The organism is Nonomuraea sp. NPDC003727 (assembly GCF_053586935.1).
In genome coordinates this window covers 461,780-480,887 of record NZ_JBSFNE010000001.1, presented here as the reverse complement: position 1 = coordinate 480,887, position 19,108 = coordinate 461,780, and the positions used below count along the sequence as shown (strand labels likewise).

21 protein-coding genes are annotated in these 19,108 nt (G+C 69.1%); 12 read left to right on the top strand and 9 right to left on the bottom strand.

Translation table 11 applies throughout. The features are described from left to right. Nucleotides 1-4 precede the first annotated feature (4 nt). Nucleotides 5-994, top strand: coding sequence for a polyprenyl synthetase family protein (locus tag ACWDLG_RS02485; RefSeq protein WP_449915204.1), 990 nt, complete (start codon nt 5-7; stop codon nt 992-994). 488 nt (nt 995-1,482) lie between these two features. Here the strand turns inward: ACWDLG_RS02485 and rarD are convergent, their stop codons facing one another. After that, nucleotides 1,483-2,424, bottom strand: a complete 942-nt coding sequence (gene rarD / locus ACWDLG_RS02480) for an EamA family transporter RarD (RefSeq protein WP_449915201.1) — start codon at nt 2,422-2,424, stop codon at nt 1,483-1,485. Nucleotides 2,425-2,536: 112 nt separating this feature from the next. On the opposite strand from rarD, the gene msrA reads away from it, so the two are divergent. Beyond that, nucleotides 2,537-3,190, top strand: a complete 654-nt coding sequence (gene msrA, locus ACWDLG_RS02475) for a peptide-methionine (S)-S-oxide reductase MsrA (protein ID WP_449915198.1) — start codon at nt 2,537-2,539, stop codon at nt 3,188-3,190. A 410-nt stretch (nt 3,191-3,600) separates the two neighbouring features. Here the strand turns inward: msrA and ACWDLG_RS02470 are convergent, their stop codons facing one another. Beyond that, the gene (locus tag ACWDLG_RS02470) at nt 3,601-3,816 is read right to left on the bottom strand and encodes a hypothetical protein (RefSeq protein WP_449915195.1); all 216 of its coding nucleotides are present in this window, start codon (nt 3,814-3,816) and stop codon (nt 3,601-3,603) included. A 284-nt stretch (nt 3,817-4,100) separates the two neighbouring features. Between ACWDLG_RS02470 and ACWDLG_RS02465 the strand changes: the two genes are divergently transcribed. From ACWDLG_RS02465 to ACWDLG_RS02455, 3 genes are all read left to right on the top strand, one after another. Continuing rightward, nucleotides 4,101-4,409, top strand: coding sequence for a type II toxin-antitoxin system prevent-host-death family antitoxin (locus ACWDLG_RS02465; protein ID WP_449915192.1), 309 nt, complete (start codon nt 4,101-4,103; stop codon nt 4,407-4,409). 2 nt (nt 4,410-4,411) lie between these two features. Next, the gene (locus tag ACWDLG_RS02460; RefSeq protein ID WP_449915190.1) at nt 4,412-4,930 is read left to right on the top strand and encodes a type II toxin-antitoxin system RelE family toxin; all 519 of its coding nucleotides are present in this window, start codon (nt 4,412-4,414) and stop codon (nt 4,928-4,930) included. Nucleotides 4,931-5,054: 124 nt separating this feature from the next. Beyond that, complete coding sequence (locus ACWDLG_RS02455; protein WP_449915188.1) at nt 5,055-5,189, top strand: hypothetical protein; 135 nt, start codon at nt 5,055-5,057, stop codon at nt 5,187-5,189. Nucleotides 5,190-5,485: 296 nt separating this feature from the next. Here ACWDLG_RS02455 and ACWDLG_RS02450 read toward each other — a convergent pair whose 3' ends face one another. Next, on the bottom strand, nt 5,486-7,291 hold the full coding sequence (locus ACWDLG_RS02450; protein ID WP_449915186.1) for a sensor histidine kinase: 1,806 nt from the start codon (nt 7,289-7,291) through the stop codon (nt 5,486-5,488). After that, entirely contained in the window at nt 7,288-7,974 is a 687-nt protein-coding gene (locus ACWDLG_RS02445; protein ID WP_449915183.1) for a response regulator transcription factor, read from the bottom strand. The genes ACWDLG_RS02450 and ACWDLG_RS02445 overlap by 4 nt, the downstream gene beginning before the upstream one ends. A gap of 90 nt (nt 7,975-8,064) precedes the next feature. On the opposite strand from ACWDLG_RS02445, the gene ACWDLG_RS02440 reads away from it, so the two are divergent. Together ACWDLG_RS02440 and ACWDLG_RS02435 are read left to right on the top strand one after the other, a co-directional pair. Next, nucleotides 8,065-8,814, top strand: coding sequence for a L,D-transpeptidase (locus ACWDLG_RS02440; protein WP_449915181.1), 750 nt, complete (start codon nt 8,065-8,067; stop codon nt 8,812-8,814). Between the two features lie 29 nt (nt 8,815-8,843). Continuing rightward, nucleotides 8,844-9,053 (top strand): hypothetical protein, encoded by a 210-nt coding sequence (locus tag ACWDLG_RS02435; protein WP_449915178.1) that lies wholly within the window; start codon nt 8,844-8,846, stop codon nt 9,051-9,053. 161 nt (nt 9,054-9,214) lie between these two features. Here the strand turns inward: ACWDLG_RS02435 and ACWDLG_RS02430 are convergent, their stop codons facing one another. After that, nucleotides 9,215-10,573 carry a serine hydrolase domain-containing protein gene (locus ACWDLG_RS02430; protein WP_449915175.1) on the bottom strand — a complete coding sequence of 453 codons (1,359 nt, stop codon included), beginning with the start codon at nt 10,571-10,573 and terminating at the stop codon, nt 9,215-9,217. Between the two features lie 423 nt (nt 10,574-10,996). Between ACWDLG_RS02430 and ACWDLG_RS02425 the strand changes: the two genes are divergently transcribed. Both ACWDLG_RS02425 and ACWDLG_RS02420 read left to right on the top strand, forming a co-directional pair. Further along, nucleotides 10,997-11,467 (top strand): hypothetical protein, encoded by a 471-nt coding sequence (locus ACWDLG_RS02425; protein ID WP_449915173.1) that lies wholly within the window; start codon nt 10,997-10,999, stop codon nt 11,465-11,467. Between the two features lie 20 nt (nt 11,468-11,487). Next, nucleotides 11,488-11,817, top strand: coding sequence for a hypothetical protein (locus ACWDLG_RS02420; RefSeq protein ID WP_449915170.1), 330 nt, complete (start codon nt 11,488-11,490; stop codon nt 11,815-11,817). A gap of 320 nt (nt 11,818-12,137) precedes the next feature. On the opposite strand, the gene ACWDLG_RS02415 is transcribed toward ACWDLG_RS02420, so the two are convergent. The 3 genes from ACWDLG_RS02415 to ACWDLG_RS02405 form a co-directional block, all read right to left on the bottom strand. Continuing rightward, nucleotides 12,138-12,620 carry a hypothetical protein gene (locus ACWDLG_RS02415; protein ID WP_449915167.1) on the bottom strand — a complete coding sequence of 161 codons (483 nt, stop codon included), beginning with the start codon at nt 12,618-12,620 and terminating at the stop codon, nt 12,138-12,140. 99 nt (nt 12,621-12,719) lie between these two features. Continuing rightward, the gene (locus ACWDLG_RS02410) at nt 12,720-13,604 is read right to left on the bottom strand and encodes an endonuclease/exonuclease/phosphatase family protein (RefSeq protein WP_449915164.1); all 885 of its coding nucleotides are present in this window, start codon (nt 13,602-13,604) and stop codon (nt 12,720-12,722) included. Between the two features lie 329 nt (nt 13,605-13,933). Beyond that, nucleotides 13,934-14,611 (bottom strand): GAP family protein, encoded by a 678-nt coding sequence (locus ACWDLG_RS02405; protein ID WP_449915161.1) that lies wholly within the window; start codon nt 14,609-14,611, stop codon nt 13,934-13,936. A 419-nt stretch (nt 14,612-15,030) separates the two neighbouring features. On the opposite strand from ACWDLG_RS02405, the gene ACWDLG_RS02400 reads away from it, so the two are divergent. Both ACWDLG_RS02400 and ACWDLG_RS02395 read left to right on the top strand, forming a co-directional pair. Beyond that, nucleotides 15,031-15,198 carry a hypothetical protein gene (locus ACWDLG_RS02400; RefSeq protein WP_449915159.1) on the top strand — a complete coding sequence of 56 codons (168 nt, stop codon included), beginning with the start codon at nt 15,031-15,033 and terminating at the stop codon, nt 15,196-15,198. Further along, a complete protein-coding gene (locus ACWDLG_RS02395) occupies nt 15,195-15,677 on the top strand; it encodes a hypothetical protein (protein WP_449915157.1) in 483 nt (160 codons plus the stop codon). The genes ACWDLG_RS02400 and ACWDLG_RS02395 overlap by 4 nt, the downstream gene beginning before the upstream one ends. A 400-nt stretch (nt 15,678-16,077) precedes the next feature. Here the strand turns inward: ACWDLG_RS02395 and ACWDLG_RS02390 are convergent, their stop codons facing one another. Then, nucleotides 16,078-16,809 (bottom strand): class I SAM-dependent methyltransferase, encoded by a 732-nt coding sequence (locus ACWDLG_RS02390; protein WP_449915154.1) that lies wholly within the window; start codon nt 16,807-16,809, stop codon nt 16,078-16,080. Nucleotides 16,810-17,399: 590 nt separating this feature from the next. Here ACWDLG_RS02390 and ACWDLG_RS02385 point away from each other — a divergent pair. After that, entirely contained in the window at nt 17,400-18,824 is a 1,425-nt protein-coding gene (locus tag ACWDLG_RS02385) for an FAD-binding oxidoreductase (protein ID WP_449915152.1), read from the top strand. Nucleotides 18,825-19,108 lie beyond the last annotated feature (284 nt).

Below are 19,108 nucleotides of genomic sequence, written 5' to 3'. Positions count from 1 at the left end.
ATATATGTCTGCGCCACCGGTTGTTGATCTTCCTATCGACGATGAGCGGTTGGCGCAAGACCTTGCCAGCGGTCTCGCCTCCGTCGAGAAACTGCTGCGCACGTCGGTCGAGAGCGAGGACGCCTTCGTCACGGAGGCGTCCAAGCACCTCATCGAGGCCGGCGGAAAGCGTTTCCGCACGATGATGGTGCTGCTGGCCGCGCAGTTCGGTGATCCCTCCGCGCCGGGCGTCGTGCCCGCCGCGGTGGTGATCGAACTCACCCACCTGGCCACGCTTTACCACGACGACGTCATGGACGAGGCCCCCGTCCGCCGTGGCTCTCCCTCCGCCAACGCCCGCTGGGACAACACGGTGGCCATCCTCACCGGCGACTACCTGTTCGCGCAGGCGTCGGAGATCCTCGCCGACCTCGGCGCCGAGGCGATCAAGATCCAGGCGCAGACGTTCTCCCGCCTGGTGCGCGGGCAGATCCGCGAGACGATCGGGCCCGCCGAGGGCGTCGACCCGATCCACCACTACATCAGGGTGCTGGCCGACAAGACCGGCTCCCTCATCGCCACCTCGGGACGCTTCGGCGGCCTGCTGTCCGGCGCCCCCACCGACGTGGTCGAACGGCTGTCCAGCGCGTGCGAGGCCATCGGCGTGGCCTGGCAGCTCGGCGACGACCTGCTGGACGTGGCATCGGAGTCCGCCGAGTCCGGCAAGACGCCCGGCACGGACCTGCGCGAAGGGATCAGGACGCTGCCCGTCCTCTACGCGCTGGAGTCGTCGCCGTCGGCGCGGCTGCGGGAACTGCTCCAGGGGCCGGTGGCCGAGGAGGACGTCGCCGAGGCCCTGCGGCTGCTGCGGGCCGACCAGGGGATGGCGCGGGCCCGGCAGGAGCTGGAGTCGTGGGTGAACAGGGCACGGGCCGACCTGGAGGCGCTGCCGGACATCCCGGCGCGGGCGGCGTTCCTGGCGCTGTGCGACTACGTGGTGGAGCGGTCGGGCTGACTGGCCGCTCGGGCCGTCCTGGAGGCGCTGCCGGACATCCCGGCGCGGGCGGCGTTCCTGGCGCTGCCGGGCTGAGGGTTCGCTCAGCCGTCCGTCGGACGTCGGGCGTCGGGCCGGTCGGCTCACGGCGTGGCGCTTGGCCGCCGCCTTGAGGAGGCGGCACCTCTCGCCCCTGCGACCGGCGCGCTCGGTCGGCGTGTGGCGGCCGAGGACGGCGTCGCCACTGCCGTCGCCCGCATCGTCGACCGTGCGGGATCCCCGCCTGACGGACTCATCCTGGGGTGATGCGTGGTCGGCGCACCGGTTCGTCCACCTGCCGGGCTTGCCTACGCGCTGGACTTCAGGGGGGCCGTGACGGCGGGGGCCGAAGTCCTGCTGGGCGGGGTTTCAGGGGCGCCGTGACGCCGGGGGTCCTGCTGGGCGGGGTTCAGGGGCGCCGTGACGGCGGGGACCGAAGTCCTGCTGGGCGGGGCGCCTGCGGCGGGCGGTCAGCGGTGATCGGCGGGGGCGCCGGACCGGCTTGCCGTACCGGAGAGAACGGGTTCGGGTTCCGCGCGGCGGGAGCGCCGCGCCGCCCTGAGGCTGTCGTAGGTGAAGATCACCAGTGCCAGCCACACGATCGCGAAGCCCGCCCACCGGCTGGCGGGCATCGTCTCCTTCGCGATGAGCACGCCCACCAGGAACTGCAGGATCGGCGCGATGTACTGCAGCAGCCCGATCGTGGTCAGCGGCACCCTGATCGCGCTGGCCGTGAAGAACAGCAGCGGCACCGCCGTCACCAGGCCGCCGCCCGCCAGCAGCAGCGCGTGCCACGGCCCGTGGTCACCGAACGTCGCGCCGCCCGACTGCTCCAGGTACACCAGGTAGGCCAGCGCCGGTCCCAGCAGCACTAGCGTCTCGACCGTGAGGCTCTCCGCGGCGCCGACGTTCGCCTTCTTCTTCACCAGGCCGTAGATGCCGAAGCTGACCGCGAGCGTGAGTGCGATCCACGGCAGCCGGCCGTAGTCCAGGGCCAGCACGAGGACCGCCAGCGCGCCGAACCCCACCGCCGCCCACTGCAGCGGCCGCAGCCGCTCCTTCAGCAGGATCACCCCGAACAGCACGCTCACCAGCGGGTTGATGAAGTAGCCGAGCGCCGACTCCACCACGTGGCCCGAGTTGACGCCGTAGATGTAGGTGCCCCAGTTGGCCGTGATGAGCAACGCCGCCAGCCCCAGCAGCCCGAACTGCCTCGGCTCCAGGTGCCTGAACCACGACCAGTGCCTGCGTACGGCCAGGATCGCCACCACCGCCACCAGCGACCACGCCATGCGGTGCGCCAGGATCTCCATCGGTCCCGACGGCTTCAGCAGCGGCCAGTAGAGCGGGAAGAGGCCCCACAGGGAGTAGGCGGCGACACCATAGAGCACACCACGGCGTTGGTCAGGCATGTAACCCATCTTCGCCCCTTACTCCATTAAATACAAATGCGTATTGCTATCTGGGATGATGTAGGGACTCTTAAGTGTTTCGACATAGGGTTGATGGAGGAGGAGGTACAAGATGGGCTGGCTGTTCGGCTCGCACAAGACATCGATGGTGAACCCCTCGGACGCCCTACCCGGACGTTCGACACCGATACCCGTCCCCGCCCGCCACGCCGTCCTCGACGCTCCGCTCGTCGGCGCGCAGGGCGAGATCGCGGACTTCGGGCTCGGCTGCTTCTGGGGCGCCGAGCGGAAGTTCTGGCAGACCCCGGGCGTGATCTCCACGGCAGTCGGGTACCAGGGCGGCTACACGCCCAACCCCACGTACGAGGAGGTGTGTTCCGGCCTCACCGGACATGCCGAGGTCGTGAGGGTCTGGTACGACCCCGCGAAGGTGTCGTACGCCGACCTGCTCAAGGTGTTCTGGGAAGCGCACGACCCCACCCAGGGCATGCGCCAGGGCAACGACATGGGCACGCAGTACCGGTCGGCGGCGTACTTCCATTCGCCCGAGCAGGAGAAGGCGGCGCTGGCGTCCAGGGACGCCTACCAGCAGATGCTGAGGTCGGCGGGCTACGGCGACATCACGACCGAGATCGCCCCGGCCGGCGAGTTCTACTACGCCGAGGAGTATCACCAGCAGTACCTTCACCGCAACAAAAACGGCTACTGCGGGATTGGAGGGACCGGGGTCGCCTGCCCGGTGGGCGTCGCGCCTGCCGGCGAGTGAACCGGGAGATCTTCAACGAGGTCGCGGTCCTGTGGGCGGAGCACTCGGGGCTGCCGTTCCCCGATGATCTGCGAGGCGCTGTCGGGTTGCGGTCGCGGCCTGAGAGGGCATGGCGGTCTGACTCGGGCGGTCTCTGCGATGTGACCGGCGGTGTCCGCTACCCGCGACCTGTGAGTGTTCGAGCTGGTCACGTGGTTTGCGACCGGTCGCGAGACAGGTCGCGCCACCGCAACCGGTCGCGCGTGTGCCGCGACCCAGCGCCACTGTGTTTCAAGAGAGCTGCCGCCCCGCTTCCTGTGCTCGGGCCTTGGCCCTGCGCTCCGGGTCGGGTTCGGGCCGCGTACCAGCTGCCTGCGGCCGCACCCTGGATCTCTCCCAGCCGGGGAACGCGCTGATCAGCTGGCTCAAGGTCACCCCCACGACGGTCCCTCTGCGATCAGTTCGGAAAGCGGATGCGCGACGCGAAGATCGGCATAGCGAAGCGCTACACGGCGCGCGGCCCTGATGGGTTCCGTCGACGGATGCCAGGCATAGATCACCCGGCGCTTCGCCGAGTTCCATCCCGTTCGCCACCAGAAGTGCTCGCCGTCGCACCAGACCACCAGTCCGACCCAGACCGAGATCACGGCCAGGTCGGCGCCCTCGTAGCCTGCTAGCGCTAGCAGGGCAGGTGCTAGCACTAGCAGCTCGGGCTAAGGCCAGGGGTGGATATGGGCTGCGTCTCCTCGCTGAGGGCGGCGACCGCTGACCCGCGGGGCCATGGCCGTCTCCTGCAGGACTCCCACAAGGACGGCGCGGCCTTGGCGGCACGGGCGTCTCCTGCCCGGTGGGCGTCGCTCCGCCGGAGTGTGGGACAGGAAGTGCCCACGCTCCGATCGCGGTTCTGTATAGAAAGCTGTACAGTTGATGTATGACTGTTCTGCATGACGCTACTGAGTTGAGCGTCACCGAGGCGGCCCAGCGAGGGGTTGCCCGCCTGGTGGCAGAGGCGGAGCAGGGGGCCGACCTGGTGGTTACCCGTCGACACCAACCGGTGGCGGCCGTGGTGAGCATTCGCCGACTCAACGAGTTGGAGGAGGCGGCGGCTGACCTGCGGGATCTGGCGCTTGTGCTCGCTCGGTCGGTCACGGACACGGGGGAGCGGGTCTCGCTCGATGAGGTGCTGGCCGCTTTCGGGCACACTCGCGAGTCGCTGACGGCCATCCCGGACGACGAGTAGACATGTCCGACGTCGTCTTTACGGCACCAGCGGTCGATGACCTCCGACGCATTGGCCCAGACGCGGTGCCCAAGGTGCTCAAGAAGATCCTTCTCCTGTTGGACAACCCTGAAGCTGGTTACCCGCTCGGTGGGGAACTGACCGGTTTTCGGAAGCTTGTGGTCGGTCGCAACACCTGGCGTGTCGTCTACCGCATCGCCGACGACAAGTCGGTGGAGATCTGCGAGGTGTGGGCTGTCGGTGAACGGGCCGACGCGGAAGTCTACGCAGAGGCGACGGTGAGGGTTCGCGAGGCGGGTACCGGCCGTCCGGAGATTGTCCAGCTCGGCCAGGTGATCGAGCGTCTTGGCGCGCTGGCCGATCACATTCGGGTGGAGAAAGCGCCCCCTCGGGAACCGGTTCCAGATTGGCTCGCGGACCGGTTGATCTACACGGTGGGGATGGCTCGCGAGGACGTTGCCGCTCTTGATCTCCAAGAGGCTGTCGACTTGTGGGCGGAGTACCGGTCGAAGGTCCGTTAGGTTATGCATCCATTGCCTGAGGCGAAGCACTGCCATCAGCAGCACCTGGAGAAGAAGCCCGGCGACTACTGCGGGATCGGTGGGACCGGGGTCTCCTGCCCTGTGGGCGTCGCGCCTGGGGCGAGTGAACCTGGAGATCTTCAACGAGGTCTCGGTGCTGTGGGCGCAGCACGTCGGTCGACCGTACCCGAGCATGGGAGAGGTCTTCCCGGACTTCGTGCTGGCCGAGTCTTCTATGGCAGGCATCGTGACCTCGTAAGTCGGCTCCCGACGGGGTGAGATCGATGCGGAGCAGCGGCGCGTCCTGAGCTCGTGCGCCCGTGATCTGCGCTGGGTGCTGAAGCGCGTTCGTGGCCGCGAGGCCCGTGTATATGTGGCCCGGTCCGTCAGGATCACGGACCTGATCCTCGGCCGGGTTGCGCCGGCCGATCGTCACAGTCAGTAACACTTCTCTCCAGGGTCACGGCCGGCCGCCTGCGGTTGCTCGCCGTGCTGCGGATCTCCGGTCGGTCGCGGTCGGCACCGCCAACGTGCTCCTGGTGGTACGGCGGGCCGCTACGACGGAAGACGCAGGGTGAACGTGGTGCGGACACCTGGCACGCTGGCGACCGTGGCTGTGCCGCCGTGCGCCTCGGCCAGGTTGCGCACGATGGCGAGCCCGAGCCCGCTGCCGCCGGTCTGGCGGTTGCGGGACTTCTCCGCCCGCCAGAACCGGTCGAAGACGTGCGGGAGGTACTCGGCGCGGATCCCGATCCCCGTGTCGGTCACCTCGACGACGACCTGGTCGCCATCCTGCCGAGCGCCCAGCGTGATGTGCCCGCCGCGTGGCGTGTAGCGCAGGGAGTTGGTCACCAGGTTGCCGATGGCCTGGCGGAGCCGTACCGGATCCGCGGTCAGCGAGGGGTCGTCGGTGACCACGGTGGTCAGCGTGAGCCCTGCGGCTTCGGCGCGGCCTCGGTGAGCGATGCTTACCTGGTCGAGAAGGTCGCCGAGATGGACGGGTTCGACGTGCAGACGGAGCTTGCCCGCGTCGGCGAGGGCGAGCTCCTGAAGGTCGTCGACGATGTGCTGCAGCAGCAGGATCTCCTCGACCAGCGAGGCGATCAGCGCGGGGTCCAACTCGGCGACGCCGTCCTGGGCGGCCTCCAGCCAGCCCCTGAGGTTGCTCAGCGGTGTGCGCAGCTCGTGGGAGACGTCGCTGACCATGGCCTTGCGCTGCTCCTCCATGCGCTGGAGGTGTTCCGACATCTCGTTGAACGCCGTGGCGAGCTCGCTGATCTCGCCGGTAGTCCTGACCGTGACGCGGGCGGAGCTGTCCCCGTCGCGCATCCGCTGCGCGGCGTGGGTGAGCGCGTTGACGGGCCTGACCAGGCGCCTGGCCGCCATGACGCTCACGCCCACGGTCAGCACGAGCACGAGGAGAGCGGCGCCGGCGATCGAGGGCAGCGGTATGAGCTGGCCGGTCGCCTCGACGGGGGAGCCGATGTACAGGTACGCCGCGGGGGCGACGTAGGGATCGAGTTGTTCCTTGCGGCCCGTGACGATGCAGGAGGAGATCACCTGATCGGGTTCGGCGGCCGGCGGCATCGGCTGTCTTTCCTTGGACACCCAGGCGAAGTCGAGACCGACCGAGCCTCTTCCCGCGCCCTTGCCCTTGAGGCACCTGCTGACCAGGAGGTTGAGTTGTTTCAACGCGGCTTTCTCGGTGCGTGTCGGCGTGCTGAAGGTGGTGGCGTCGCAGCCGCTCATCACGACGGGGGCCGCAGTCGGCATCGGCATCGGCATCGGACTTTGCGCCGGTCTCGACTGCTGACCGACCCCCTGGTCGAGGGGCGTGACGAGGGGTCTGCCGGTGTTCGAGACGGTCACCTGTACGGCCTGCCCGGTGCGGGCCGTACAGGCGGCGTAGGCGTCGGCGGCCTTCCTCAGCCGCGCGCGGTCGCGGGCGGACAGCAGGAAAGGGCCCACCGCGCGTGGATCGATACGGTCCCTGGCCGCTCCCGGCACCAGGGTCACGTCCACGGCCAGCGGGTCGACGACGGCCGACACCTTGGCGGGCAGTGGGGTCCCGGCGGTCGCCGAGTCCGCGATGAGGGTGCCGCTCTCGGTGGCCAGCGCGATGCGGCGGCTGTTCCGGGTAGCGAGGTCGCGCAGGGTGGGGGCGACGTCCGACCAGTTCGAGTGGCGGGACGCGTAGCCGAGCAGGCTGTTGTTGATCCGGGCGTCGCTGGCCAGCGTCTGTCCCTGCTCGCGCCGGATGGCGCCGGAGGTGCTGCTGGCAGCCAGCCACGCGGTCGCCGAGATCGAGCAGACCGCCACGACAGCCGAACTCGTGAGCAACCTGACGAACAACGACCTCATGCGTGGGTCAGTTTGTAGCCGACGCCGTACACGGTCAGCAGCCGGACCGGGCGGCGCGGATCAGGCTCGATCTTCTTGCGCAGGTTCATCACGTGCACGTCGACCGTGCGTTCGGTGATGAACCTGTCGAACCCGTGGATGCGCTCCAGCAACTGCTTCCTGGTGAACACCCGCTCCGGCTCGGCGGCCAGCGTCTCGATGATCCGGAACTCCGCGAGCGTGCAGTCCACCACCGTGTCCGCCGCGGTGACGGTGTGCCTGACCGGGTCCACGAGGAGATCGCCCGCCTGGAACACCCGCCGGTCGGTGCCCTGGGACTTCCCGGTACGGCGCAGCAGGGTCCGCACGCGGGCCATCAGCTCACGCGGGCTGTACGGCTTGGCGACATAGTCGTCAGCACCGAGGTCGAGCCCCAACAGCAGGTCATCCTCGGTGGACCTGGCGGTCAGCATCAGGATCGGCAGGTCGGACTCGGCACGCAACGCCCGGCAGACGTCCAACCCGTCGACCTTCGGCATCATGACGTCGAGCACCATGAGGTCGGGGTCCGCTCGCCGCGCCTCGTCGATCGCGGAACGCCCGTCGTGCACGACGTGGACCTCATGGCCCTCCCGCTCCAGGTACCGCCTGAGCAGTTCGGCCTGCTTGGGGTCGTCCTCGGCGACCAGTACGTACGCGCACATGAGCCGAGGCTATGCCCATGTCAGGGATGCACATGGGATTCGCATGACAACCAAACAGGTTTCACACATTCTGTCGCCAGGCTGCGGCAGGTGAGAACCAACCTGCTTCGTACGGCTGCTGCGGCGACACTCGCCTTCCTGCTGACCGGCTGTGTGAGCAGCGCGGACAGCGCTGTACGGCGCGAGCCGGCGGCCGGCGCCGGTTCCGCGAGCACCGCCGTACGGCCCGAGCCGGCGACCGGCGCCAGCTCGAAGATCGCGACCGTCAAGGGATCTCGGATCACGGTCTACAAGAACAAGGAGGGGGTGACCCAGAGGACGATCACGAGTCCCAACGACTACGGCGCGGCGCGTGTCTTCCTGGTGGAACGTGACGAGGGCGAATGGCTCCAGGTGCTGCTGCCGGTCCGGCCGAACGGCAGCAAGGGCTGGATCAAGGCCGCCGACGTGACGCTTGCGGAGACCTCCTACCGGGTGGAGATCGATCGTGGGGCGTTCAGGTTCACGGTCTACGACGGCGACAGGCCGGTCAGGACGGGCGGGGTCGCGACGGGTGAAGCGGGCACACCGACACCTCCAGGTCGTTACTTCTTCACCGAGCTGGTGAAGCCCGCCGACCCGGGCGGGGCGTACGGCGCCTACGCCTTCGGGCTGAGCGGCTTCTCGCCGGTGCTGAAGAGCTTCGCCGGCGGCCCAGGCCAGCTGGCGATCCACGGGACGAACAAGCCCTCCGCCATCGGCACGCGGGCCAGCCACGGCTGCGTCCGGATCAGCAACGACGACATCACCTGGATGGCGAACAACCTGGCGATCGGTACTCCGGTCGTCGTCCAGGGCTGAGGCCCAACGCGAATGAACAGGGGAATCCTATGAAGATCAAAGCCACGCTCATCGGCATCGGCGCGGTGCTGGCGGTGACCGCGGGCCTCGCAGGCTTCTCGGGCACGGCCACGGCCGATCCCACGAAGCCGGCTGCCTCGCCCGTCTCGCCCGCCCCGGCGCCGGCCGACCAGCGGCCAGTGGTCAAGACGACGGGGGGCCCGGAGCCCGTCGTCGCCAGGCCGGCCTACACCGGCTGATCGTGGTGCGACGCCGTAGCCCTCGGGTCTGCGGCGCTGCACCTTGGCACCCGCTCCTGCCCGCGGTCGCGTCAGCGACCAGGCCATCGCGGGCGGGAGCAGGACCCGGTGCGTCAACACCGCGTGCCAGAACATGAAGAGACGCCACCTTCCCGGATCGACTAGTCGACGCCGGTGGGGAGCGAGAGGCCGGCGTAGACCTGGTTGAGGACGGTGGGCAGCAGGGCCTGGGCCGTGGTCCTGCCGCCGGGCGACAAGGTCAGGTTCGTCCAGATCACCAGCGTGACCTCGTTGTCCGTGTCGTGGCCGATGAAGGAATTGAAGCCGGGCAGCTCACCGCCGTGGTAGTACATCGAGGCGTTCGGACCGAAGCGCTGGTAGGCGATGCCGTACCCGTACTTCTTCCCGTCGGGTGGCGCGGCCGGGTCCTCGGCTTGCGGGCTGTGGAGCCACTGCCGCTGGAACGCCGGGTTGAGGACCTTGCCCGTCACCAGGGCCTGGATCCAGGTGGCCAGGTCGTCCGCGGTGGAGATGACGCCTCCGGCGGCGGCCGCGTAGGAGGGGTTCTGATGGGTGTAGTCCACCGGCCGGAGCTTTCCTGACCGGGCCGCCGCCTGCACGTCGGCGGGGTAGGGCCGGTCGACCAGCGCGTAGGCCGTTCCGCCGTACATGTAGCCGTGCGAAGAGGGCATGGGGAGCGACAGGTCGTCGGCGGCGGGCAGCGAGGTTCCCGCCAGCCCGAGCGGGACGAACAGCCGGTCCAGGAACTGCTGGGCCAGCGGCCGGCCGCCCGCCTTCTCGGCGACGAGACCCAGCAGCACGTAGTTGGTGTTGTTGTACTCGAAGGGCGTGCCGGGTGCGAAGGTCGGCGGGCGGCGGAACGCGATGTCCAGCATCGCCTGTGGCGTCTGGGCCTTGCCCGGGTCGGCGTCCATGGTCGCCGCCAGTTCGGGGGCGTTGGTGTAGTTGTAGAGTCCGCTGCGCATCTTCAGCAGCTCGGCGATGGTGATGTGCCCGCCGTTGGGCACTCCGGGAACGTAGGCGGACACCGGGTCGCTCAGCCGGAGCTTGCCGTCCTGGGCCAGGAGGATGATCAGCGCCGAGGTCATGGTTTTGGTGTTGGAGGCGATCCGGAAGTGGTCGCGCGTGGTGGGCGGTCTGGCGGTGCCCAGCTCGGTCGTGCCGACGGTTGCCCGGAAGGTTCCCTGTGGGGTGCGGAGCAGGACCACCGCGCCGGGAACCATGAGCTTCTTCGCCGCACGTTCGACGGCGGACTGGAACACGGCCGGATCGATCGGCTTCAGTGCCGGCTGAGTGGGGGCGCTCGCCGTGGCCGTAGGTGTGGGCGACGAGTTGGGGAAAGCCGGGAAACTCGCCGCTGCGGGAAGGGCGTAGCCGGCGATCAGCAGGGCAGCGCTCGGTGCCAGCAGAGCCAGGCGGGCGGTACGCGACAGCCCGGGAGCGGCTCGCCTGCGAGGCGTACGGTTCGGCGCGCCGTCGTCAGCTCGGGAATTCCTCATGCCGGCATCACAGCCCCCGCGCTCGGCGGTTCAATACCGTGGCCAAGGTGATGCGAAAAGGGGCGCGGCACGACCGCAGAGGCCAAAAGGAATAAGGTCCGTAATTTTATCATCTTTTCGGCACGCCTAATCGGCTATTGACGCGCCGGCCAAAGCGCTACCGCCGGCAGTACTTGGAGAAGAATCCCGGCTACTGCGGCATCGGCGGCGCTGGGGTCTCCTGCCCAGACTGAAAAGCATGGGCCTCAGCCTCACACCCCGCGTCTTGACCGCTTGGCTCTCCTGGGCCCTGCCTGGGCAGCGGTGTGGACTGTGTGGGCTCGGCGGGCGTGTTCGGCGATGACGGCTCCGTATCAGCTTTTGATCAGCCGCATCGATGGTCGATCGCTGACATCAGAACGTGTTCTGACGTAAACTCGTCGAGTGAGCACCAGCCATGCCGACGCAGTGACCTTCTCTGATCTGTCGAGAAACCCGCGAGCGGTCGCCGAGCGCGCGGCACGCCTGGGACGTGTGCGCGTCACACATCGGGATGCTCCAGACTTCTACCTGACCGCGGCGGACCGTGAAGAGGAGCGCGAACGGACCCTGGCCACCGCGTCCCGGCTGTTCCTTGCCTTGATCAAGCACGATCCCACCGCGCGTGCGCTGGTCCTGGCCATGCCAGATGTCTTCCCTTGGGTTCGCCACCTGTCGTCGGACGAACTGCGTGCCTTCACTCTGGAACTGGTCGAAGCGCTCTCCGACGCGGCCGAGCTGGATGTCGATGCCACCACCCAGGAAGTCATCGCGGGGTGGCGGGCCACTGCCAGAATCAAGGCCGACCCCGCGCGCTACGCCGAGGCTCGCAAGCCCACGAGCGGCGACTTCGGGCCGGTGCAGGTTTCGGCGTGAGCCCGAAGCGGGGAGATCGAGTGACGGTGCCACCGCCGGATGACGAGTGGGATGTCCGCTTCGGTGCCAGTGACGCGGTCAGGGGCTGGGAGGAGCTGTGTCGTCATGCCCTGGCCAATACGCGCCGATGCCTCGAGGCGCTGCGGGCTGATCCCCGTTCAAGCTTCAGCCATGATCGGCAACATCGCCTACGCGGCGATCTCGCGACTCACCGTCACAACGGCAAGGATTTGGAGCAGTGGGAATTCGAGGTCACCAGTGGTGGGCGGGTGCGCTATGCGGTCGATGACGTCGCCCGTACCGTCTGGGTGATCTACGCGTCTCCTCGACACCCCAAGGACACCGAGTAGCCGAACGGCTACTGCGGTATCGGCGATACCAGCGCGCGTGCCCGGCGTCTGAGGCGCGAGGACCGAAGGCATGGGCCCGGCGGCCAATCTCTATCCGGCGAGCCGGTCTTCGTTCGCGCGTCCTTCGGATGGGTCACGTGTCTTTCTGGAAGCGGTGTATTTGCGCGAGGCACCCCATCAGTTCGTGAACCTGCTACCGGACGAGCAGGTCGCCCCTGTGCTTCGCCTTGCTGGGGAAGCAACGCTCGAGTTCGATCTCATCACTCAGGCCAGGACGGCGGCGGCCTGGTAAAAGCGTTCCCGGCCCCCGGCCTGCGCGGTCAGTCGCAGTACTTCCAGGTGCCTTCCGGGGTGCCTCCGTGGACGGCGGGCTGGGAGCCGATGCGGATCGTTCCGTGGAACTGGACGCACAACTGGTCGGCGTAGGCGTAGACCGGGCCCGCGAACCACTTGTAGCGCGTGCTGCCGTCGGCCACCCCGATGTCAGGGCTGTCGTACTTCTTGTTCCTGTTCTTGTCCGCGAGGAGCGCGACGTAGAGATAGCTCGTCCGTCCGACGTAGGGGCTCGCCACCCGGGCTATGGCGCACTTCCTGCGCGTGAGGCGGCTGTGGTAGAGCGAGACGGTGCCGTAGACCTCCCCGTCCTTCGCTCCTACCGTGATGGGATAGCTGGCTACCTTGCGGAACGAGTTCCCTCGGCAGGTGCCCTGGGGGTAGGCCTGCGCGGGAGTGGCGGACACCAGGGTGAGGGCGGCCGCGGCGGTCAGGGCCGTGCCGCTCGCGATCCAACGTGTGATCTTCAAGGGGCCCTCGCGTGACTGCGCAGAAGATGGCTGTCGACCATCTCTGACAAGGGGATGCGGAGAAGATCACGCTAGCACGACCATCTTGGGCCGCTTCTGTCAGAACTCCACTCTGAGATAGAGGGGCGTGTGGTCGGACATGGAGGTGGGCGGAGGGACGTGACACCGACGGGTGCCGCCTTTGGTGACGAACAGGTAGTCGAGCTTCTTGCGTCTCTCGCCGGCGCTGTGTGTCCAGCGCCCGGTACGGCTGCTCCCACGCTGGTCGCACTCGCGGTAGGCCTGGTAGGCGGGCATGATGGCACGCCGGCCGGCGGCGCTGCCGTTCGTGCTGTCCGGAGGGGCGACGTTGAGGTCGCCGCCGAAGACGCTGTGGTAGCCGGGCTTGGCGGCGTAGGCCATCAGTTCCTTGATCTGCCTGGTGCGGTACGGCGCGCCGGGCTGCCGGTCATCGTAAGCCGTGCCCACTGACAGGTGCGTGCCGCACGCGTGGACGCGCTTGGCGGGGATGGTGGCGCAGAGCACCGCCCGCTTCACGTACCAAGGCGGTGTGGTCAGCGGAAGGCTCTGGAAGGTCGCCGTGTCGGCGGCGACGGCGACCGTGATGCTCTGGGTGCCTCGCGGGCGGCCGAGCTTGTCGGGGTGGCAGGCGTACGGGGCCCCGGTGTTCGAGGTGAGGGCGAACGAGCGGACGGTCCACTTGCGGCCGGTGCGCTGCCGCAGTCCCAGTTCCAGGGCACTGTCGGCCCCGGTGCAGAATTCCTGCAAGAAGATCACGTCGGGTCTGATGGGCTGGTTCACGGCATATTCGCCGATCGCCTGCACCAGCTGAGGGGCGTCGGCACGGTAGAGGCCGCAGGCGGGGTTCGTCCCCGTGCAGACGTTCCACGTCATCACGGCCACCGCCGTCCGCGTTTCGGCCACGGCGGCAGGCGGCAGCAACGCCAGGACGGCGACTGCCGCCGCTATCGCCCGCGCCTTCATGATCGGCTATTGAACCAAAATCGTGGTTGTCGCGCCCCACGAACCGGTATCTCCTCATGCGGGCTGTTCCAGGGGTACGTATGCCGGTTTCTCGTTCCGGGCGTCGTGGCAGGTGAGGTCTCCTGCGTGCTGGGCAAGATCGGCGGAGCAAGGGGAGACTGGTTACCTACGCGTCTCTGACGCCCGGGGTCTTCCACGATGGCTTTCCGCCCGGCGGGCTTCGCTTCTCCTGGAACCAGGCGGTCTTCAACGAGGTCTCGGTGCTGCGCCGGGGGGTCGGTCACAGCAGCGGGTAGGGGCCGGCTGGTCGGCTGTGGCGCGGGCGTCGGTCAGGGGGCGAGGATGCGGATGCCGTCCCCGAGCAGCTTCACGCCGAGGACGGCGAACAGGACGGCCATGATGGCGGTGTTGTGCCGGGCGGCCCAGCCCCTCCAGTTGTCGAGCATGCTCTTGGCGCGTTCTCCCATGAGGAGGAAGACCGACAGGGGCGCCAGAAGTCCCAGGGAGGCGATGATCACGAACACGGCCAGTACCGTGATCTGCTGCCCGGGTGGAATCGCGGCCGCGCTGATCGAGGCGCCTGCGGCGATGGTGAGCGGGGCGTTCTTGAGGTTGGCCGCCGACAGCACGATGCCGAGCCCGAAGACCTTGGCCGGTGAGAAGCGGTCGATCGCGGACATCCATTTGGGGAGCTCCGCCTCCGCGCCCGCGGGAGGTCGCCGGTGCCACTGCCGCCCGCCGAGCACGACGAGCAGCACGCCCAGGGCGAGCTTGAGGTCGCCGACCCAGGCGGCGGGCTTCGACGGGGTCGCGCCGGCGGCCGGCCCGCCGATCGCCAGCATCACCGCGCCCAGGACGAAGAGCCCGATGACCCATCCCAGGGTGAACAGCAGCCCGTTGAGACGTCCCCTCGGCGTACCCAGGATGATGATGATGGCGACGATCGGGAGTGGGCTGATCGCGACCGCGGCGGCGAGCCCGAGCACATCACCGAGGGCTGTCCCCATGGCGTCCTCCAACGACGATCACAGCTGATCTCGCTGACCAGGCGCTCGGGGTCAGGCTCGCACGCTCGGCGCGCGTCGCGCGGACGACCGAGGCGTCCGGGAGCCCTCCCGCACCCATCATCCCACCCGGTCGTGGGATCGTTGTGGCGGCCTTGGCGTGGTCACCCGCGTCCGCCGTCGGGTCGGACCTCTTCGCGTCGCCGGATCTGTCCAGAGCTGGACGCCGTGGTCGCGGGGTCCAGGAGGGTCGAGGCGGTCCTGGCGCTTCCCCTGGGGAGCGGGCGGGCTGCTAGCGTTCCGATGATCGTCCGACCAGGGCGGAAGGGCAGGGATCTCAGGTGGACGCATCGCGGGGACCGCTCGTGCCGCCGCCCTCCGGTCGTCAGGGGACGCACCGGACGGCGCCTTCCGGGCCGGCCATGACTCGTGCCGCCGGGCGGCCCTGGTGGCTGCTTCCGGTGGGTGTCGTCGCCGTCGTGCTGCTTCTGCTGCCTGTGTTCGTGGCCGTGGTGAAGCTGGCCCGGGAGCCCGGCGTGGTCGTGGTCCCCGGCGGGCAGGGGCTCCGGCCAGGGGTGGTGCGGACGTGAAGCGGGCGATCGTCGCCGTCCTGGTGGTGGGCTGTGCCGCCGTCGCGGGTGCCTTCTGGATCCTTGAGGTCGTGGCGAATCGCCCCTTCTTTCCCTACAGGTGCACCGAGGAGGACAAGCGGGTCGCGTCGTCCCTCGTCAGGCTCGGCGTTCTCGATGTCCGCCCGGACGCCGCCGAGCCGTACGGCGGGCGTCGCGGTGGATGCGATGACGACGACCGGCTGGCGTATGCCGAGCAGGACTACCGTCTTCCGGGTTCGCGAGCGGGCGTGCTGCCCTTCTACCGGGAGGCCGCCGGCAAGGGCGGGTGGGAGAGGGTGGCAGGCGAGGAGGACGCGGCGGGGCTGTGTTTCAGGAAGTCCGTCCAGGGGCGGGTGGTCTATCTGTCGGTGTGGGTCGCTGACGGAGCGCCCGAGAAGGATGGCGCGGACTACGTGGTGCAGGTCAGTTCCGCGCCCAGTGGCGGCAGTCTCTGCTGACGTTCATCCCCGCTGGTGTCTGCGGGGTGGCGGAGCGAGTGCCGCCGCCGTCCGCGCTGCTTCTTGGGCGGTCGGCCGCGGGGCGGTGGGCGAGGGTGTTTCCGGGCGGTTGCTTGTAGGGCGGGTGGAGGTGTTTCCGGATGGATGTCCGCAGTGGCGGGCGAGGGCGGGCGGTTCCGGAGGGGCGTCCGCCAGGCCGGTGGGGTGAGGGTGGTTTCCGGGCCGTCGTCCACCGGGCCGGTGGGGCGAGCGTGGTTTTCGGAGGAGTGTCCGCCGATGGGGCGAGTGCCGTTCCCGGAGGGGCGTCCGCCGGTGGGGTGAGTGGTTTCCGGAGGGGCGGTGGTGTGAGTGGTCTCCGGGGGGGGGGCGTCTGCCGGGGCGGTGGGGTGGGGTGGGTTCGTCAGCTGTTCGCGGGACGGTGGAACAGGGCGGTCAGGAGGAAGGGGACGCCGAAGGTGGGGGCGTCGGGTGACTGCTCGCGCATCTGGCGGATCTCCACCTCCTTGTAGTCGCTGAAGATCCAGCGCAGCTCGTCGGGGGTGTAGGCGAGCCCGCCGTGCAGGCGGCCGTCGCGGTAGAACTCCTCGTCCTGGAGTTCGGAGCCCATCGCACCGGAGGCGAAGCAGGTGAGGGCGAGGTGGCCGCCGGGGGCCAGCAGCCTGTCCAGCAGGTTCAGGTAGCTCACCCGGCGGTGCGGCGGCAGGTGGTGCAGGCAGCCGGAGTCGTAGACCAGGTCGTACCGGCCGGGCCGGAGGTCGGCGGTGAAGGCGTCGCCGCAGTGGAAGCGGACATCGGCGCCGGCCTTCCTGGCGCGCTCCTCCGCCCAGGCCACAGCCGTCGGGGACAGGTCGATGGCGTCGACCTCGAAGCCGAGCGTGGCGAGGTGGATGGCGTTGCGGCCGGGGCCGCAGCCCAGGTCCAGCGCGCGTCCGGGGCGGAGCATGCCGCGTTCGAGGTAGGACACGAGGCTCTCGTCCGGCTTGTCGGCGAAGAAGGGGACCGGCTTGGAGCGGTCGGTGTAGAAGTCGTCCCACCAGGTCGACGCCTGCTCCGTCCATCGGTCGGCGTCCGACGCGAACAGCCGGTCGAGCAGGTTCATGACGTCGTCCATGGTGCGGATGCTGCGGTTCACTCGGGCTCCCTCGACGGTGGTGGGCGGCGCTTCTGATCCTATGGAGCGGACGGTGCGTCGGCGCAGGTCGGATGCCGTTCTCTCGTCGTACTGGCAGCCGGGAAGCGCGGCGACGCCGGGGGCGGGGGCAGGACCGCCGGGGCCGGCGCACCACAGGGGCCCCACCAGAAGGCCAGAAAGCCCCTCGCCAAAAGGCCCCACCAGAAGCCCCCGCCAAAAGGCCCCCGCCAAAAGGCCTCACCAGAAGGCCCCACCAGAAGGCCTCCCGGCGCAAGGCCCCCAGAAAGGCTCCGCCAAAAGGCCTCACCAGAAAGGCCCCACCAGAAAGCCTGATCAAAAGGCCCACCTCAAACGCCGGGGCAGGGGTGGGCCTTGAGGTGTGGTGGCGGGTGGGTGGATGGGAGCCGGAGGTCTGATGCGGGGGCGTGGTGACGGGTTACTGTGGGAAGTCACGGGGTGAGGTCGGGACATCGCCGCAGATAGGCGGCATGTTCGGAGGGATGAGGCAAGCGCCGCGGACGGGGTCGCCCCGGTGCGGGGAGAGACCGGTCCGCTGGGGGGATCACGCACCGCCCTGAAGGGGGCAGCCCATGTCGATCAAGGTCGAGACGCTCTCGGGCGAAACCGTCACACTGGACGACGACAAACTCGAAGAACTCCGGATGACCTTCCGGGGTTCGCTCATCACGCAGGAGGACGCCGACTACGACGCTGTCAGGGCGGTGCAGAACGGGCTGATCGATCGCCGTCCCGCCCTCGTCATCAGGTGCTCGGGCGCCGCGGACGTCATCGACGCGGTCAATCTCGCGCGCGAGTACGGCCTGCTGGCCGCGGTGCGCAGCGGCGGCCACAGCATCGCGGGGCACTCCGCGCGCGACGGCGCGCTGCTCATCGACCTGTCCGGGATGCGCGGCGTCTGGGTCGATCCCGACGCCCGTCTGGTGCGCGTCCAGGGCGGCGCCACGTGGGGCGACGTCGACAGGGAGGCCCAGGTGTTCAACCTCGCCGTTCCGGGCGGGGTGGTGTCGACGACCGGCGTCGCCGGGCTCACCCTGAGCGGCGGCATCGGGTGGCTGCACCGCAAGTACGGCCTGTCCTGCGACAACCTGCGCGCTGTCGAGATCGTCACGGCCGACGGACGGCTGCGGCGGGCCAGCGAGCTGGAGAACGATGACCTGTTCTGGGCGCTGCGGGGCGGCGGCGGCAACTTCGGCGTGGTCACCGCCTTCGAGTTCGCCGCCCAGCCCGTCGGCCCGATCGTGATGTGCGCGGTCCCGGTCTACGCCGACCACCAGGACGAGGTGTTCCGCGCCTGGAGCGACTGGGCCGGGACGGTGCCCGACGAGGTCACCACCAGGGCCATCTTCTGGACGATCCCGACGGATCCGCACATGCCACCGGAGATCCACGGCAGGGACGTGCTCATCACCGGCGCCCTGTACGCGGGGCCGCCCGACGAGGGGGAGAAGGTGCTGCGGCCGCTACGGCAGCTCGGCACCCCGCTCGCCGATCTGAGCGCCCCGATGCCGTACCGCATGTTCCAGGCGGCCTTCGACTTCTTCTTCGTCAAGGGCCAGCTGTCCAGCTACTGGAAGTCGCTGATGCTCAGCGGGCCTCCCAGCCAGGCGGCGGACGTGATCGTACGGCACGGGCTCGCGCGGACCTCGCCGGAGTCCATGGTGCACGTGCCGCTGCTCGGCGGAGCGATCAACCACGTGAATCCGCACGCGACGGCGTACGCCGCGCGCGACGCGAGCAGCATGCTGAGCGTGGACGCCAACTGGCGCGACCAGGACGCGGACGCTCACATCGCCTGGGTACGGCAGGTCATCGCCGATGCCGAGAAGTTCTCGACCGGCCGGCCGTACCTCAGCTTCGACAGCGCCGCGCCGGAAGAGACGCCAGAGGTGGTCCAGTCGGCCTTCGGCGACAACCTGGAGCGGCTGCGGGACGTCAAGCGGCGCTACGATCCGGACAACCTGTTCCGTCTCAACGCCAACGTCGTGCCCGTCTAGGACTGCGCTGGACAAAGAGCGATCAAGGCGGGAAGGCCGTCTGTGCGAGAGCCGGCCGACCCGCTCGGCCAGGCCATCCTCCCAGTTGCGGGTGCCCGGGGTGGCGCCGTCGAGGGTGAGGTTCTGCCCGGCCCGGTAGGCGCGCCCGGCCTTGCCCGGCATCCTGACCGGCGTCATCAGCCGGTACCTGCCGCACGCCCGCAGATAGTGGCGCGCCAGGTCGGCCATGCCGTACACCTCGGGGCCGCCAGGTCGGTCGGGCACCAGGCCTGCCCGGTCGGGCA

Excerpts from the sequence above, each read along its gene's own strand:
- ACWDLG_RS02485 (WP_449915204.1), top strand. The coding sequence starts at position 5 with ATGTCTGCGCCACCGGTTGTTGATCTTCCTATCGACGATGAGCGGTTG.
- rarD (WP_449915201.1), bottom strand. The coding sequence starts at position 2,424 with ATGCCTGACCAACGCCGTGGTGTGCTCTATGGTGTCGCCGCCTACTCC.
- msrA (WP_449915198.1), top strand. The coding sequence starts at position 2,537 with ATGGGCTGGCTGTTCGGCTCGCACAAGACATCGATGGTGAACCCCTCG.
- ACWDLG_RS02465 (WP_449915192.1), top strand. The coding sequence starts at position 4,101 with ATGACTGTTCTGCATGACGCTACTGAGTTGAGCGTCACCGAGGCGGCC.
- ACWDLG_RS02460 (WP_449915190.1), top strand. The coding sequence starts at position 4,412 with ATGTCCGACGTCGTCTTTACGGCACCAGCGGTCGATGACCTCCGACGC.
- ACWDLG_RS02450 (WP_449915186.1), bottom strand. The coding sequence starts at position 7,291 with ATGAGGTCGTTGTTCGTCAGGTTGCTCACGAGTTCGGCTGTCGTGGCG.
- ACWDLG_RS02445 (WP_449915183.1), bottom strand. The coding sequence starts at position 7,974 with ATGTGCGCGTACGTACTGGTCGCCGAGGACGACCCCAAGCAGGCCGAA.
- ACWDLG_RS02435 (WP_449915178.1), top strand. The coding sequence starts at position 8,844 with ATGAAGATCAAAGCCACGCTCATCGGCATCGGCGCGGTGCTGGCGGTG.
- ACWDLG_RS02430 (WP_449915175.1), bottom strand. The coding sequence starts at position 10,573 with ATGAGGAATTCCCGAGCTGACGACGGCGCGCCGAACCGTACGCCTCGC.
- ACWDLG_RS02410 (WP_449915164.1), bottom strand. The coding sequence starts at position 13,604 with ATGAAGGCGCGGGCGATAGCGGCGGCAGTCGCCGTCCTGGCGTTGCTG.
- ACWDLG_RS02405 (WP_449915161.1), bottom strand. The coding sequence starts at position 14,611 with ATGGGGACAGCCCTCGGTGATGTGCTCGGGCTCGCCGCCGCGGTCGCG.
- ACWDLG_RS02400 (WP_449915159.1), top strand. The coding sequence starts at position 15,031 with ATGACTCGTGCCGCCGGGCGGCCCTGGTGGCTGCTTCCGGTGGGTGTC.
- ACWDLG_RS02385 (WP_449915152.1), top strand. The coding sequence starts at position 17,400 with ATGTCGATCAAGGTCGAGACGCTCTCGGGCGAAACCGTCACACTGGAC.